Consider the following 14,350-nt stretch of genomic DNA (forward strand, 5'->3'; position numbering starts at 1 on the left):
GCCGCGTAACCTTGCCGACTCAGGCCGCGTTTTCGAAACGCAGCGTGGTGTCGTCGCCGAGGTCGACCTTCACCGTATCGCCAGCGGCGAATTCACCGGCGAGTATGCGCTTGGCCAGCGGGTTTTCCACCAGCGTCTGGATCGAGCGCTTGAGCGGACGCGCACCGTAGACCGGATCGAAACCGGCCTCGGCCAGCTTGTCGAGCGCGGCATCGCTGATCTCGAGCGTGAGTTCGCGCTCGGCCAGGCGTGCGTGCAGTTCGCGCATCTGAATCCGCGCGATGGAGCGGATCTCGGTCTGCGCCAGCGGATGAAAGACCACCGATTCGTCGATCCGGTTGATGAACTCGGGCCGAAACTGACTCGCCACGACCTCCATCACCGATTCGCGCATGGTCTGGTAGTTCTCTTCGCCGGCCAGTTCCTGGATCAGCTGGCTGCCCAGGTTCGACGTCATCACGATCACGGTGTTGCGAAAATCCACCGTGCGCCCGTGACCGTCGGTGAGTCGCCCGTCGTCGAGCACCTGCAGCAGGATGTTGAATACATCGCCGTGCGCCTTCTCGACCTCGTCGAGCAGGATCACCGAATAGGGCTTGCGACGCACGGCCTCGGTCAGATAACCGCCCTGTTCGTAGCCGACATAGCCGGGCGGGGCGCCGATCAGCCGCGCCACCGAATGGCGCTCCATGAACTCGGACATGTCGATACGCACCATGGCCTCTTCGGTGTCGAACAGGAAGGTGGCGATCGCCTTGCACAGCTCGGTCTTGCCCACGCCGGTGGGGCCGAGGAACAGGAACGAGCCGATCGGACGTGCCGGATCGGACAGGCCCGAGCGCGAACGCCGGATCGCGTCCGACACGGCCGATACCGCCTCGTTCTGGCCGATCACGCGCTCGTGCAGCGAATCCTCCATGCGCAGCAGCTTCTCGCGCTCGGACTCGAGCATGCGATTGACCGGAATGCCCGTCCAGCGCGACACGATCTCGGCGACTTCCTCGTCGGTCACGTTGTTGCGCAGCAGCTTGGTTTCGGCCGGCTTCTCCTCGGCCGCCTGCGCCTCGGCCAGCTCGCGCTCGAGCTGCGGGATACGCCCGTACTGCAATTCCGACATGCGATCGAGATCGCGGGCGCGCTGGGCCGCCTCGAGCTCCTTCTTGGCCTGCTCGAGTTCCTCGCGCTTGTTGGCCGCGCCGGTGACCGAGGCCTTTTCCGATTTCCAGATCTCTTCCAGATCCGAATATTCGCGCTCGAGCGCGGCGATCTCGTCGTCGAGTTTTTCCAGCCGTTGCTTTGAGCCCTCGTCGGACTCCTTGGACAGCGCCTGTTTCTCGATCTTGAGCTGGATGAGGCGCCGATCGAGACGGTCCAGTTCTTCCGGTTTGGAATCGATCTCGATACGGATCTTGGAGGCGGCCTCGTCGATCAGGTCGATCGCCTTGTCGGGCAGCTTGCGGTCGGTGATATAGCGCTGCGACAGCTTGGCCGCGGCGATGATCGCGCCGTCGGTAATGTCCACGCCGTGGTGGACCTCGTAGCGCTCCTTGAGCCCGCGCAGGATCGCAATGGTGTCTTCCACGTCCGGTTCGTCGACCAGCACCTTCTGGAAGCGGCGCTCCAGCGCGGCGTCCTTTTCGATGTTCTCGCGATATTCATTGAGCGTGGTCGCGCCGATGCAGTGCAGCTCGCCGCGCGCCAGCGCCGGCTTGAGCATGTTGCCGGCGTCCATCGAGCCTTCCGCCTTGCCGGCGCCCACGAGGGTATGGATCTCGTCGATGAACAGGATGATGCGGCCTTCCTGCTTGGACAGGTCGGAAAGCACGCCCTTGAGACGGTCCTCGAACTCGCCGCGATACTTCGCGCCGGCGATCATGCCGCCGAGATCGAGCACGAGCACACGCTTGTCGCGCAGCGACTCGGGCACCTCGCCGTTGATGATGCGCTGTGCCAGGCCTTCCACGATCGCGGTCTTGCCCACACCGGGGTCGCCCACGAGGGTGGGGTTGTTCTTGGTCCGACGCGAGAGCACCTGAATCACGCGGCGGATTTCCTCGTCGCGGCCGATCACCGGGTCGAGCTTGCCCTGTTCGGCGCGCTCGGTGAGGTCGATGGTGTACTTGTCGAGGGCGCCGCGCTGCTCCTCGGCGTTCGCGTCGTCCACGTTTTCGCCGCCGCGAATCTTGTCGATCTGTGCCGTTACGTTGTCGCGCGTGGCGCCGGCTTCCTTAAGGATCCGCCCGGCCTCGGACTTGTCCTCGAGCGTGGCGAGCACGAACAGTTCGCTGGAGACGAACGAGTCACCGCGCTTCTGCGCGAGCTTGTCGGACAGGTTGAGTACGCGCATCAGCGCCTGGCTGGCACCGACATCGCCGGTGGCCTGGCCCACGGTCGGCAGGTTGTCGAGCGCCTTGAGCAGGCGATTGCGGATATCGCGCACGTCCAGGCCCGCGCCGTCGAGCAGCGGGCGTACGGTGCCGCCTTCCGTATCCAGGAGGGCGAGCAGGACGTGCAGCGGCTGGATTTCATTATGGTCACGGCCGACGGCCAGGCTCTGGGCCTCGCCGAGTGCGGCCTGCAGCTTGCTGGTGAGTTTGTCCATTCTCATCGGGTCGTTCCTTTTGGCTGTGGTCACGCGCCGCTTGGGGCGTGCGTCGTCGCTATGCCCTTGTTTATAGGTGCTGCCGCAAACAATTCAACCATCGTTTGAAAGATATTTGCCGGCGTTCGCGTTTGTCGCTGATACCCGAATACGATAACCGCGCTGATATACTCGCGCGAGCGCCGAATCCGGCCTGCGACGATTTGTTTTCACCGGGGTTTTAATGACCAAGGCCTACAACGACGCTGAGTTCATGCTCAGCGAAGAGGCGCGCCCGTTGCGCCTGCTGTCCGAATATCTCGAACCCAGAACCCGGCTGGCTGAACTCAATGTCCACCGTGCGCTCATTTTCTGGGGCTCGGCGCGTCTGCGCCCGCGCGAGGACGACCCGGTCGACGAAGCCGTGGATTTCTACGCCCAGGCGCGAGAGCTCGCCGCGCGCATGACCCGCTGGACGATGGAGACACACGCCGCCGATGAGCATTACTATGTCTGTACCGGCGGGGGGCCGGGCATCATGGAGGCGGCCAATCGCGGCGCGGCGGACGTCAATCGCGAATTGTCGATGGGCTACAATATCGAGCTGCCGCATGAGCAGGGGTCGAACGCGTATATCAGCGATGCGCTGAACTTCGAGTTCCACTACTTCTTCATGCGAAAGTTCTGGTTCATGAACGTCGCCAAGGCGTTGATCATCTTTCCGGGCGGCTTCGGCACCATGGACGAGCTGTTCGAGATGCTCACGCTGATACAGACGGGCAAACAACCGCGAATTCCGGTAGTACTCTATGGCAAGAACTTCTGGGACCGACTCATCAACTTCGATGTTTTCGTGGAATTGGGGCTGATAGCAGAGCGCGACATCGACCTGTTCTACCGAGCGGATTCGGTCGATGACGCATTTGATTTCCTCACCGATGCGCTTGCGCAAGATACGGTGACCGCACAAAGCCGGCACGGCTGACTGTCATGGCTAACGGATCATTCAAGAAACAAGGCAGCGCTAAGGGCGGCGCAAACCCCAGCGCGCGACTGCTGGTCGCCGGCTGGATCGGCAGCATGGTTCTGGTGGCATTGCTCACGGTGATGCTCACCTACGAGTTTTCGGACGAGGACACCGGCGCCGGCGATGCCGGAAAGCCCGAGGCGGGCCAAGTTGCCCAGTCCGGCCAGGATGACGACGGCGTCGTCGAGTCCTCACCGGACACGCAGATCGAAGACAGCAGCGCGAATGACCAGGTTGCCGCCAACGCGCCGGACGAGCCCGAACAGCCGGCCGAGCCGCAGTTCATGCCGAACCTCAAGTTCGCGGGCCGGGCGGGCATCGTGCAGCTCGCGGCCTCGAGCCTGCCGCCGAGCGACACGGTTGCCGAGTGGTGCCGCACGCTCGCCGAGCGCGTGAATGGCGTAGCGTCCAGCGACTGCATGTCGGGTGCGTTCGCCGACTCGGGCCACAAGTCTGTCAACGGCCGCCCGCTGATCGTGCGTCAGATCGAGCCGACCTCGCGTCCCGGCGCGGGACGCGTGCTGCTGATCGCGGCCACCCACGGCGACGAACTGAGTTCTGTCGGTACGGTGTTCAGCGGGATGAACATGATCGACGAGAACGGCACCGACTACCAATGGCGCGTCGCGCCAGTGATGAACCCGGACGGCCTGTTCCACGAGCCGCCGACCCGCGTGAACGCCAACGGCGTGGATCTCAACCGCAACCTGCCGACCGCCGGCTGGGCCAAGGAATCGCGGGACTACTGGCGCCGCGTGGGATTCGAGAAACGTCGCTTCCCGGGTGAAAGCGCCGGCAGCGAACCCGAAAACCAGTGGCTTGCCGCGCAGATCAAGGAATTCAAACCCAACGTCATCATCTCGATGCATGCGCCGTATGGCGTGCTCGACTACGACGGCGATTTTCCGGCGCCGCAGAAGATGGGCAGCCTGAACCTGCATCGTCTGGGCGTTTATCCGGGCTCGCTCGGCAATTTCGCATCGCGCATGCAGGGCATTCCGGTGATCACGGTCGAACTCGACGACGCCGACGAGCCGCCGAGCGATGGCGAGATCGAGCAGATGTTCACGGACCTCAACGGCTGGCTCGACCGCTACTTCCGCAGCGTCCGCCAGGCGAGCGCCGACGGCGGCAACGCCGCGTCCGACGCGGGCTAGCGCGCATACGGCGTCGCGCATCGCGCGGCGCCGTTTTCCCGACGTTTCATGTTGGATCGAACGCCGTCGTGTCCGGCAGGCACGCGCGGCGTGCGAGATGACTGCGCAGGCCGATCGATAGCCGCTGCCAGTCGCGCGGCTCGTCGATATCGTCTCGAACGGGTGCCTCGCTCACCGCAAAACCCTGGCGAGCCAGCGCGGTTCGCGTCGCAATCGCCACGTGCGGCGTGCTCCAGCGCGGGCCGCGAAAGATCTGCGGGCGAGGGCGATTGAGCCCGATACCCCAGTACCCCCCGTCCCGGGTTGGCGCCAGCCATGCGCGTGGGCCATCGTGCGCGAGCGCACACCGGGCCTCGTGCAGCCACGCACCGGCGAGCGCGGGCTGATCGCTGCCGATCAGGATGACGCGCCGCGCGTAGCGCCGGCCCAGGGCAATGCCCCGGGCCATGCGCGTTCCCAGATCGCCGCGGGCTTGCCGGTGGCAGGTCACCGCGTAGCGGCGCGCGAGATGGCGAAGGAACGGATGGCGGGTATCCGGCGCGCACGCTATAAGTACACGGCCGCACGTCGCGGCGCGGGTCATCGCCACGGCGTGCTCGAGCATCGCACGGTAGATATGCGCTGCACGGCGGCTGCCGACGCCTCGGGCGAGGCGTGTCTTGCAGCGTCCGGCGACGGGTGCCTTGGCAAAGATCACCACGCAAAAATCGTCTTCAAGTGACGAAGCTGCGTGGTTTGCGTTCGGGGGGTTGGCAACAGACATAAGCCTGCTATCATACGCCGCTCGCTCGCCGGCAAGCGGGCAAGAAAACGGGGCCGTAGCTCAGTTGGGAGAGCGTCGCGTTCGCAATGCGAAGGTCGGCGGTTCGATTCCGCCCGGCTCCACCAGTTTTCGAGAAAGCCGCTCATCGAGCGGCTTTTTTTATGCGCGGCATCGGCCACGGCCTGGGCGCCCCTCGGGCTTGTCAAACCTCTCGCAGACGCGATTTCCTTCCGGCCCGCGTTTGACCATCGTCGTAGACGCGGCCGGCCAAGTCGCTGATTTGTCGCGCAGATTAGATTTAGGATAAGACGCTTAACGCCGCGTTCGTTGAATCCGCGCGAATGCCCCACCGACACTCCCTCCCACAACGACAAGACAGGAGGAGAGTCATGATCATCTATGGTGTGGCGCTGCTGGCGGCCTGCATGCTGGCCGGCAACGTCATCGGCGAGCTCATTGGCATCGCCATCGGCGTGAGTTCCAACGTGGGCGGCGTCGGTATTGCGATGCTGCTGCTGGTTTTCGTGGTCTATCGGCTGCAGAAGGCCGGCTGTCTGGATACCTCGTCGCGCCGTGGCGTGGAGTTCTGGAGCTCGCTCTATATCCCGATCGTGGTCGCGATGGCGGCGAGCCAGAACGTGGTCGGCGCCGTCACCGGCGGGCCGGTCGCGCTGGTGGGCGGTCTGGCGGTCGTGGCGGTGAGCTTCGCGCTCGTGCCGGTCATCGCGCGCCTGGGCAAGGGCAAGTACGCCGTGCCGCTCGACGATATCGAAACCGAGCGGGGTGCACGCGATGAGTGAACGTCTGCTCGATGTGTTTGCCAGCAACGGTCTGATCACGGCGTTTGCCGCCGTGGGGCTGCTGATGCTGGTCTGTAATCTCGTGTCCCGGCATCTCACGGCGGGGCGCATACACGGTTCCGCGATCGCCATCGGCGTGGGGCTGGTGCTGTCCTATATCGGGGGCGTGTCGACGGGCGGTGAGGATGGTCTCGCCGACGTCGCGCTGTTCTCCGGCGTCGGGCTCATGGGGGGCTCCATGCTGCGCGACTTCGCGATTGTGGCCACGGCCTTTGGCGTCGACGTCGAGGAGTTGCGCAAGGCGGGCTTCAACGGCGTGCTCGCGTTGTTCGTGGGCATTATCGTCCCGTTCTTTCTCGGCGGTGCGATCGCCTATGCGTTCGGCTATAGCGACCCGGTGGCGCTTACGACGATCGGTGCCGGCGCGGCGACGTACATCGTCGGCCCGGTCACCGGCACCGCGATCGGCGCGAGCTCGGATCTGATCGCGCTGTCGATCGCCATCGGCCTGGTGAAGTCCATTTCGGTGATGATCGTCACGCCCATGGTCGCGCGCACGATTTCGCTGAACAATCCGTCGGCGGCGCTGGTGTTCGGCGGCATGATGGGGACCACCAGTGGCGTCGCCGGCGGTCTGGCGGCCACCGATCCGCGCCTGGTGCCCTATGGCGCCATGACCGCGACGTTCTACACCGGGCTGGGCTGCCTGCTCGGGCCGTCCGTGCTGTATCTGGTGGTGCGTGCGCTGCTCGGTGGCTGATCGCGGGGCGCGGTCGCCCGCGCGGGCCGCGTCAGCCGGTGACGGCGATCGCGGCCTGCTCCAGCGCCACGATGCGTTCGTCGGCCGCGCGCGATTTGAGATAGCACAGCCCCAGGGTCTGGGTGACGCGCTGGTTCGGTGTCACCCGCGCGAAGGACAGTGCACCGGGGTAGATATCGTCGATGCGCTTGGGCAGCAGGGCATGGCCGACGCCGCCCTTGACCAGGCTGGCGAGCGTGAAGATGTCGTTGGCGCGCAGCACGATCCGGGGCGTGATGCCGGCTTCGAGGAACATGCGATAGCTGTCGCGTCCGGTGGCGAACTCCTGGGAGAGCATCACGAAGGGCGCGCCGTCGTAGCGGCGCAGATCGACAGGCAGGGCGGCGTTCGGCGGGGCATCCGCGGCCGCGCTGGCGATATGGATCTCGTCCTCGAACAGCGGTTTGACGACGCGGTGGCGCCGCCGGCCGAGGCCATGCACGCAGATCAGCGCGGCATCGATATCCCCGGCCTGGAGCTTGTCTTCCAGATCGGCGTTGGAGCCGAGCACCAGTTCGATATCGCAGCCGGGGACGCTTTCCTTGAGCGCGTTGATGATGCGCGGCACAACGGCCACGGTGAGCGAATAGAGCGTGCCGATGCGGAAGATGCTCGGCGAGATACCGGCTGCCGCGCGCGTTTCGTCCACGCTGCGCTGGATGCGTTCGATGATGTCGCTGGCGTGGCGTTCGAGCACGAAGGCCGACTCCAGCGGCTCCAGCGAGCGGCTGCGGTGCGCGAACAGCGGGCAGCCCACGGCAGCTTCCAGCGAATGGATCGCCTTGTGCACCGACACGCTCGACAGCGACAGCGCTTCGGCGGCACGCGCCAGGTTTCTTTCGCGCATGAACACGAGAAAGATCTCGAGCTTGCGCAGGGTAATCTCGTCGCTGCTCACGATGGCCGTCCCGTGCCCGAAAAATCGACGTTAACAAAGCAAACGGCGGGTTTATTGAAACCCCGCGTGGCGCATTCTAACTTGAGCGCCGCGCAGGCCAGCCCGACAGCGAGACAGGACAGAGCATGACCGAACGCAAATGGACGACGCGACGCGACGACAAGCGAGCGCGCATGGACAGCGTGGCCTCCTGGCTGGACGCCAAGGTGCTGGCCCGCGAGCGCGTACCCGACGCGCTGCATGCCCTCATTCGCTCGGGCGACCGCGTGATAGCCGAGGGCAACAACCAGAAACAGGCCGACTTTCTCTCGCGTGCGCTGGCCGATCTCGACCCGGAGCGCGTACACGATCTGCATATGATCCAGCCCAGTGTCGGCCGCCCGGAACATCTGGCGGTATTCGAAAAGGGCATCGCAAGAAAACTCGACTTCGCGTTTTCCGGCACCCAGAGCCACCGTATCGGGCAGCTGATGATGGACGGCGTGATCGAGGTCGGCGCCATTCATACCTATATCGAGCTTTATGCCCGGCTGTTCGTGGATCTGATCCCCCGGGTCGTGCTCACCGCCGCCTTCAAGGCCGACCGCGACGGCAATCTCTATACCGGGCCGTCGACCGAAGACACGCCGGCACTGGTCGAGGCGGCGGCATTTTCGGGCGGCATCGTGATCGCGCAGGCGAACGAGATCGTCGACGATGTTTCGCAGCTGGATCGTGTCGATATTCCGGGCTCCTGGGTGGATGTGGTCGTCGAGGCGGACAAGCCGTTCTATATCGAGCCGCTGTTCACCCGGGACCCGCGTCATATCACCGACGTGCAGATCTTCATGGCGATGATGGCGCTCAAGGGCATTTATGCCGAACACGGGGTCATGTCGCTCAACCATGGCATCGGTTTCAACACCGCGGCGATCGAATTGCTGCTGCCCACCTACGGCGAAAAACTCGGCCTGCGCGGCAAGATCGCGAAGAACTGGGTGCTCAACCCGCACCCGACGCTGATCCCGGCGATCGAATCCGGCTGGGTCGAAACCGTGCATTGCTTCGGCACCGAATTGGGCATGGAGAACTATGTCGCCGCGCGGCCCGACGTGTTCTTTACCGGCGCGGACGGCTCGCTGCGCTCCAATCGCGCCTTCTGCCAGCTCGCGGGCCATTACGCGGCCGATATGTTCATCGGCTCCACGCTGCAGATGGACCCGGACGGCAACTCATCGACCGTGACCACCTCGCGCGTGTCCGGTTTCGGCGGCGCGCCGAACCTCGGCTGCGACGCGCGCGGTCGCCGACATGCCACGCCGGCCTGGGCGAATCTCGCGCCCGGCGCTGATCCCATGGCGCGCGGGCGCAAGCTGGTCGTGCAGATGGTCGAGACGTTCCAGGCCGGTCTGAAGCCGACCTTCGTCGATCAACTCGACGCCGTAACCGTGGCCGAGCGTGCCAAGCTCGATCTGGCCCCGGTGATGGTCTACGGCGACGATACGACCCACCTGCTCACCGAGGAAGGGCTGGCTTATCTGTACAAGGCCGAGTCGCTGGAGGAGCGGCGCGCGATGATCGCGGCCGTGGCCGGCGTGACGCCGCTGGGCATGAATGCCGATGCGGCGACCACGCGGCGTCTGCGTGAGCAGGACAAGGTGCGGCTACCGGAGGATCTGGGCGTGAATCGTACCGAGGCCACCCGCGCGCAGCTCGCGGCCAGCAGCATCGCCGATCTCGTCGATTGGTCGGGCGGGCTTTACGAGCCGCCGGCGCGCTTTAGGAGCTGGTAATGGATGGTGACAACGCCGGCGTGGATATTCACGTCCGTACCCTTGCAACAACGCTGGCCGACGCCGCGACCGACGCCTTGCGCGCGGAGGTCGACCTCACGCCCAAGCCCGGGTTGGTGGATGCCCGGGGCAGCGGCTCGCACCACGACATGAGCCACGCGCTCATGCGCGCCTCGGCCGATGCGCTGCATCTGGGGTTTCACGATGCCGCGGTGGCGGCCACCCGTGAACGCGATCTCGTGCGCCTGCGCGCCGAGCTCGGCCTGCTCGGGCGCGAGAGCGAGGCGCGCATGTTGCTGGCCACCGGCGGGGTGAATACGCATCGCGGCGCGATCTGGTGTCTCGGACTGCTGGTGTCGGCGGCAGCCGCCGAGCCGGGCCGCTGGCAGGCCGATGCACTGCTCGGCTGGGTCGGGCGCATGGCCATCATCGACGACCCGGCCGTGTCGGCCACGCGCCGGTCCAACGGGCTGCGGGCGATACGCAACTACGGCGTCGCAGGCGCGCGCGCGGAGGCCGCGGGCGGATTCGTGCAGATCGTCGAGGCCGGCCTGCCGACGCTGCGGGCCTCGCGCGAGGCGGGGTGTAGCGAACGCGTCGCCCGCTTGAATGCGCTGATCGCCCTCATGGCCGTGCTCGACGATACCTGCGTCCTCAGCCGGGCGGGGCTCGAGGGCCTGCGCACGACCCAGGCGCGCGCGGCACGGATCGTCGAACTCGGCGGCGTCGGTACGCGTCGCGGTGCCCGCGAACTCGCAGCGCTCGAACACGCGCTGATCACGCTGAATGCCTCGCCCGGCGGTAGCGCCGATCTGTTGGCGGCCACACTTTTCGTCGATGCCCTCGAGGCCGCGGCTCGCGATCAGCGCAGTGGCGCCCGGGTCGCGATCGATTCTGCACAGGAGAAATCTCATGCAACGACTATCGCTTGACTACGCGGCGGGGGCGCCGGCCGCTCGCCGCGCCCTGGCCGGCGTGGTGGGTTCGGGCGATCTCGAGGTCCTGCTGGAACCCGGTACCGAAGGCCGGTCCACGGTCGAGATCAACACCTCGGTCGATGGCGTGAACGACATATGGACTGCGGTCGTCGGGCGCATCTTCGCGGACGCGACGCAGCCTGCGGTTGCGCTCGAGATCAACGATTTCGGCGCTACACCCGCCGTGGTGCGCCTGCGTATCGCACAGGCCATGGAGTCGGCGGCCGGCAGGGGAGAAGCCTGATGGATACCGCGGCACTCATCGCACGCGAAAGCTTTGTCGAACGCAGCGCGCGCGCCCGGGTGGCCGGCCTGCTAGACGAGGGCACGATGCGCGAACTGCTCGACCCGTTCGAACGCCTGCGCTCGCCCTGGCTGGGGCTGCAGGACATCGTGACCCAGGCCGACGACGGCGTGGTCATCGCGCGCGGCGCCATCGACGGTACTGCCGTGGTCTGCGCGGCGATCGAGCCGGCGTTCCAGGGCGGTTCCATGGGTGAAGTCGGTGGCGCCAAGATCGCGGGCGCGCTCGAGCTGGCGCTTGAAGATGCGCGTGCCGGCAAGCCGGTCATTCCCGTACTCCTGCTCGAAACCGGCGGCGTGCGCCTGCAGGAGGCGAACTGCGGACTCGCGGCGATCGCCGAAATTCATGCCGCTATCGTGGCATTGCGCGCCCATGTGCCGGTCGTGGGGGTCATCACCGGGCCGGTGGGTTGTTTTGGCGGCATGTCGATTGCCGCGGGGCTGTGCTCCGAATTGATCGTGACCCGCGAAGCACGGCTCGGACTCAACGGCCCGCAGGTGATCGAGCAGGAAGCCGGCATCGACGAGTTCGACTCGCGCGACCGGCCGATGATCTGGAGCCTGACCGGCGGCGCGCAGCGCCATGCCTGTGGGCTGGCCGAAACCCTGTGCAACGACGACGCCCGCGAGATCGCGAACGCCGTGTCGCGCGCGGTGGCGGCGCCGGCCCGCGAGCCCGCCCGGCTACGCGATATCGACACCCATCTGGCGCGCCTGCAAGCCGTCGATCCGGCCTGGCGCGCCGAAGCCGCGTGGGTGCGTACGGCGTTCGCGAGCAAACAGGATGAAAACGGGAGCCCGGCATGAGTGAATACGCCTCCGAACGCGGCCGCCGCTGGCTGGCCGCACTCACCGACGATGCAGCTGCCGTCGACGGCTATCCCGACAGCGTGCGCGTTGTCGATGCGCCACTGGATGGGCGGGCCGCGCGTTATATCGCGGTCGTACCCGATGCGCATAATCCGTTCGCCCGCGCGCAGCGGGGCGAGGTGGGTTTGCGCGAAGGCTGGGCCATCGCGCGGGCGGTACGCGATGCGAGCACCGCCGATGCGGTTCGCACCGCCAAGCGCGCCATCGTCGCGGTGGTCGACGTACCGAGCCAGGCCTATGGCCGGAGCGAAGAGGCATTCGGCATCCACCAGGCGCTGGCGGCCGCCGCAGATGCCTATGCGAGCGCGCGTCTCGCCGGGCATCCGGTGATCGCGCTGCTGGTCGGCAAGGCCATGTCGGGCGCCTTTCTGGCGCATGGCTATCAGGCCAATCGTTTGATCGCACTCGACGACGTCGGTGTCGAGGTTCATGCCATGGGCAAGCAGGCGGCCGCGCGCATCACCCAGCGTACGGTCGAGGGTGTGGAAGCGCTTGCACGGACCATTACGCCCATGGCCTACGATATTCACAGCTTCGAGCGGCTGGGCCTGCTGCACGGTCTGGTCAGCGTCGACGACGTCGAGACACCGAGCGCTGTCGACACCGATACCGTCAAAACGTCGCTTGCCGAGGCTCTGGCCGATATCGGCAACACGCACGATATCGACACGCGTCTGAACGAAGGGCGCGCAGCATCGCAGGATGTCCGCCGCCGCCTGCGCGCGCAGTGGTAGCGTCGGTCCGCTTCCGCAATGTTCGATTACAGCGCCAGCGACAACGGTTTTCGACCGCATGATCTCGTCTTTGCAGACGCGGTTGCGCTGATCGGGCCGACGCCGGCGTGGGCGCTGCAGGCCGTTGCCGAAGGCGCGCCGCTGGTGGTGCGTCGCGCACCGAGAAACGCTCGCGGTGTGCCGGTCGGCGTGCGCGGCGAGAGCCGCGGCGAGCGACACGGCGACCGGGTGGCGGCCCATGCGATCGGGCGTCGTCACGCGCCCGAGGCGATTGCCCAGGCCAGGGGCTGGCGTTCTCATGCGCGACGGCGCGATGTGCCGGCGATCGCCGCACTCGATGTCGCTGCCGACGTGCTCGACAGCGCGCGCTGGCCGTGGGGCGTGACCGGCGCAGTGGGCTACGAACTGGCCACGGGCCACCCCGTGACCCATGCGCGATCCGATCTCGATCTGTTGCTGCGCGCGTCTGAACCCGTCGACCGCGCGCAAGCGCGCGCGTTGCAGACCGCGCTCGCGGCCGCGCCTGCGCGCTGCGACGTGCAGATCGAAACCCCGGTGGGCGGCATGGCGCTGGCGGATTGGGCCTCGACGGCACGCCAGGTGTTGATCAAGAGCGATACCGGACCGTTCCTGTGCACCGACCCGTGGGATGCGACGTCGCCAGCCGAGGTTAGCGCGCCCGACGAATGCGCCGGGGCACGCGGGTAGTTTCCGATGAGTGTGCTGTTCACTTTCCCCGGCCAGGGCGCCCAGCGCGCCGGCATGCTCGCGAGCCTGCCGGACAGTCGCCCCGTTCGCGACACCGTGGAAGAGGCGGAAACCGTGCTCGGCCGCGACCGCGCCAGTCTCGATACGGCCGAAGCGCTGGCGGATACCGAAACGGTGCAGCTGGCATTGACGATCGTCGGGGTAGCGAGTGCGCGTCATCTCGAACAGGCGGGCGGCCCCGCGGCTGGCGTGATGGGGTTATCCATTGGCGCCTGGCCGGCCGCGGTGGTCGCCGGTGCGGTGGGCTTTGCGGATGCGCTGGCCCTTGTGGCCCGGCGCGGTGCACTTATGCGCGATGCCTTTCCCGAAGGCTATGGGATGAGCGCGTTGATCGGTTTGGGCGAAAGCGTGGTGCGCGAACTGGTCGACAGCGCACAGGCCGATGGCTGGATCGTGCATGTCAGCAACGTGAACAGCGATCAGCAGATCGTGGTGGCGGGCCGCGACGATGCGCTCGCGGACATGCAGGCGAGAGCGACCGCCGCCGGCGCGTCCCGTGTCGTGCGCCTGGACATGGCCGTGCCGTCGCATTGCGCGTTGCTCGACGATGCCGCGGCCGCGCTCGGCAATGCGGTGGCGGCGTCGACGTTCGTCGCGCCGCGGCTGGCGTACTTCAGCGCGAACGCCCGACGCCGGCTCTGGCGCAGCGCCGATGTGCGCGACGACCTGGTCAACAACATGGCGCGTACCGTCCATTGGGCGGCGAGCGCGCGGATCGCGCATGAGTCGGGTTTCGCGCTGGCCATCGAGATGCCGCCGGCGCGGGTGCTCACGGGATTGCACCCGGCGATGGACGGGCCCGGTGAGGCCGTGGCCGTGGTGGATGCCGGCTGGCATAATGCCGCGGCCCTGATCCGGCGTGCAGGCACGATTGCCGACTGAAACGGCGCCGCGTATCGCC

14 protein-coding genes and 1 tRNA gene are annotated in these 14,350 nt (G+C 66.6%); 12 read left to right on the forward strand and 3 right to left on the reverse strand.

Annotated features, from left to right (window positions below; translation table 11 throughout):
* Positions 1 to 19 precede the first annotated feature (19 nt).
* On the reverse strand, positions 20 to 2,608 hold the full coding sequence (gene clpB / locus J7355_RS12915; RefSeq protein ID WP_209063341.1) for an ATP-dependent chaperone ClpB: 2,589 nt from the start codon (positions 2,606 to 2,608) through the stop codon (positions 20 to 22).
* A gap of 217 nt (positions 2,609 to 2,825) precedes the next feature.
* Here clpB and J7355_RS12920 point away from each other — a divergent pair, with 217 nt between their 5' ends.
* The gene (locus J7355_RS12920) at positions 2,826 to 3,566 is read left to right on the forward strand and encodes an LOG family protein (RefSeq protein ID WP_209063343.1); all 741 of its coding nucleotides are present in this window, start codon (positions 2,826 to 2,828) and stop codon (positions 3,564 to 3,566) included.
* Positions 3,567 to 3,571: 5 nt separating this feature from the next.
* Positions 3,572 to 4,765: a M14 family zinc carboxypeptidase gene (locus J7355_RS12925; protein WP_209063345.1), complete on the forward strand. Its 1,194-nt coding sequence runs from the start codon at positions 3,572 to 3,574 to the stop codon at positions 4,763 to 4,765.
* A gap of 46 nt (positions 4,766 to 4,811) precedes the next feature.
* Here J7355_RS12925 and J7355_RS12930 read toward each other — a convergent pair whose 3' ends face one another.
* The gene (locus J7355_RS12930; RefSeq protein ID WP_209063347.1) at positions 4,812 to 5,465 is read right to left on the reverse strand and encodes a TIGR04282 family arsenosugar biosynthesis glycosyltransferase; all 654 of its coding nucleotides are present in this window, start codon (positions 5,463 to 5,465) and stop codon (positions 4,812 to 4,814) included.
* Positions 5,466 to 5,577: 112 nt separating this feature from the next.
* On the opposite strand from J7355_RS12930, the gene J7355_RS12935 reads away from it, so the two are divergent.
* The 3 genes from J7355_RS12935 to madM all read left to right on the forward strand — a co-directional run bounded on the left by J7355_RS12935 (position 5,578) and on the right by madM (position 7,088).
* Positions 5,578 to 5,653, forward strand: a tRNA-Ala gene (locus J7355_RS12935).
* 264 nt (positions 5,654 to 5,917) lie between these two features.
* Complete coding sequence (gene madL / locus J7355_RS12940) at positions 5,918 to 6,328, forward strand: malonate transporter subunit MadL (RefSeq protein ID WP_209063349.1); 411 nt, start codon at positions 5,918 to 5,920, stop codon at positions 6,326 to 6,328.
* Positions 6,321 to 7,088, forward strand: coding sequence for a malonate transporter subunit MadM (madM, locus tag J7355_RS12945; protein ID WP_247739978.1), 768 nt, complete (start codon positions 6,321 to 6,323; stop codon positions 7,086 to 7,088). The genes madL and madM overlap by 8 nt, the downstream gene beginning before the upstream one ends.
* Positions 7,089 to 7,119: 31 nt before the next feature.
* On the opposite strand, the gene J7355_RS12950 is transcribed toward madM, so the two are convergent.
* On the reverse strand, positions 7,120 to 8,025 hold the full coding sequence (locus J7355_RS12950; protein ID WP_209063353.1) for a LysR family transcriptional regulator: 906 nt from the start codon (positions 8,023 to 8,025) through the stop codon (positions 7,120 to 7,122).
* A 125-nt stretch (positions 8,026 to 8,150) separates the two neighbouring features.
* Here J7355_RS12950 and mdcA point away from each other — a divergent pair, with 125 nt between their 5' ends.
* The 7 genes from mdcA to J7355_RS12985 are packed head-to-tail and all read left to right on the forward strand — an operon-like array spanning position 8,151 to position 14,331.
* A complete protein-coding gene (gene mdcA, locus J7355_RS12955) occupies positions 8,151 to 9,797 on the forward strand; it encodes a malonate decarboxylase subunit alpha (RefSeq protein WP_209063355.1) in 1,647 nt (548 codons plus the stop codon).
* Complete coding sequence (locus J7355_RS12960; RefSeq protein ID WP_209063357.1) at positions 9,797 to 10,729, forward strand: triphosphoribosyl-dephospho-CoA synthase; 933 nt, start codon at positions 9,797 to 9,799, stop codon at positions 10,727 to 10,729. Before mdcA ends, J7355_RS12960 begins: the two co-directional genes overlap by 1 nt.
* On the forward strand, positions 10,710 to 11,018 hold the full coding sequence (locus J7355_RS12965) for a malonate decarboxylase subunit delta (protein WP_209063359.1): 309 nt from the start codon (positions 10,710 to 10,712) through the stop codon (positions 11,016 to 11,018). Before J7355_RS12960 ends, J7355_RS12965 begins: the two co-directional genes overlap by 20 nt.
* Complete coding sequence (locus J7355_RS12970; RefSeq protein WP_209063361.1) at positions 11,018 to 11,884, forward strand: biotin-independent malonate decarboxylase subunit beta; 867 nt, start codon at positions 11,018 to 11,020, stop codon at positions 11,882 to 11,884. Before J7355_RS12965 ends, J7355_RS12970 begins: the two co-directional genes overlap by 1 nt.
* Entirely contained in the window at positions 11,881 to 12,681 is an 801-nt protein-coding gene (gene mdcE / locus J7355_RS12975; protein ID WP_209063363.1) for a biotin-independent malonate decarboxylase subunit gamma, read from the forward strand. The genes J7355_RS12970 and mdcE overlap by 4 nt, the downstream gene beginning before the upstream one ends.
* An 18-nt stretch (positions 12,682 to 12,699) precedes the next feature.
* Complete coding sequence (locus tag J7355_RS12980; RefSeq protein ID WP_209063366.1) at positions 12,700 to 13,389, forward strand: malonate decarboxylase holo-ACP synthase; 690 nt, start codon at positions 12,700 to 12,702, stop codon at positions 13,387 to 13,389.
* A gap of 6 nt (positions 13,390 to 13,395) precedes the next feature.
* Positions 13,396 to 14,331: an acyltransferase domain-containing protein gene (locus tag J7355_RS12985; RefSeq protein ID WP_209063367.1), complete on the forward strand. Its 936-nt coding sequence runs from the start codon at positions 13,396 to 13,398 to the stop codon at positions 14,329 to 14,331.
* Positions 14,332 to 14,350: the final 19 nt, after the last annotated feature.

The organism is Endozoicomonas sp. G2_2 (assembly GCF_017744135.1).
In the GTDB taxonomy this organism is placed as follows: Bacteria; Pseudomonadota; Gammaproteobacteria; order Nevskiales; family Salinisphaeraceae; genus Salinisphaera.

What these genes read in the sequence shown, in the direction of transcription:
- mdcE (WP_209063363.1), top strand. Translation starts at nt 11,881, where the DNA reads ATGAGTGAATACGCCTCCGAACGCGGCCGCCGCTGGCTGGCCGCACTC.
- madM (WP_247739978.1), top strand. Translation starts at nt 6,321, where the DNA reads ATGAGTGAACGTCTGCTCGATGTGTTTGCCAGCAACGGTCTGATCACG.
- J7355_RS12965 (WP_209063359.1), top strand. Translation starts at nt 10,710, where the DNA reads ATGCAACGACTATCGCTTGACTACGCGGCGGGGGCGCCGGCCGCTCGC.
- J7355_RS12960 (WP_209063357.1), top strand. Translation starts at nt 9,797, where the DNA reads ATGGATGGTGACAACGCCGGCGTGGATATTCACGTCCGTACCCTTGCA.
- J7355_RS12970 (WP_209063361.1), top strand. Translation starts at nt 11,018, where the DNA reads ATGGATACCGCGGCACTCATCGCACGCGAAAGCTTTGTCGAACGCAGC.
- madL (WP_209063349.1), top strand. Translation starts at nt 5,918, where the DNA reads ATGATCATCTATGGTGTGGCGCTGCTGGCGGCCTGCATGCTGGCCGGC.
- J7355_RS12985 (WP_209063367.1), top strand. Translation starts at nt 13,396, where the DNA reads ATGAGTGTGCTGTTCACTTTCCCCGGCCAGGGCGCCCAGCGCGCCGGC.
- J7355_RS12980 (WP_209063366.1), top strand. Translation starts at nt 12,700, where the DNA reads ATGTTCGATTACAGCGCCAGCGACAACGGTTTTCGACCGCATGATCTC.
- clpB (WP_209063341.1), bottom strand. Translation starts at nt 2,608, where the DNA reads ATGAGAATGGACAAACTCACCAGCAAGCTGCAGGCCGCACTCGGCGAG.
- J7355_RS12920 (WP_209063343.1), top strand. Translation starts at nt 2,826, where the DNA reads ATGACCAAGGCCTACAACGACGCTGAGTTCATGCTCAGCGAAGAGGCG.
- mdcA (WP_209063355.1), top strand. Translation starts at nt 8,151, where the DNA reads ATGACCGAACGCAAATGGACGACGCGACGCGACGACAAGCGAGCGCGC.
- J7355_RS12925 (WP_209063345.1), top strand. Translation starts at nt 3,572, where the DNA reads ATGGCTAACGGATCATTCAAGAAACAAGGCAGCGCTAAGGGCGGCGCA.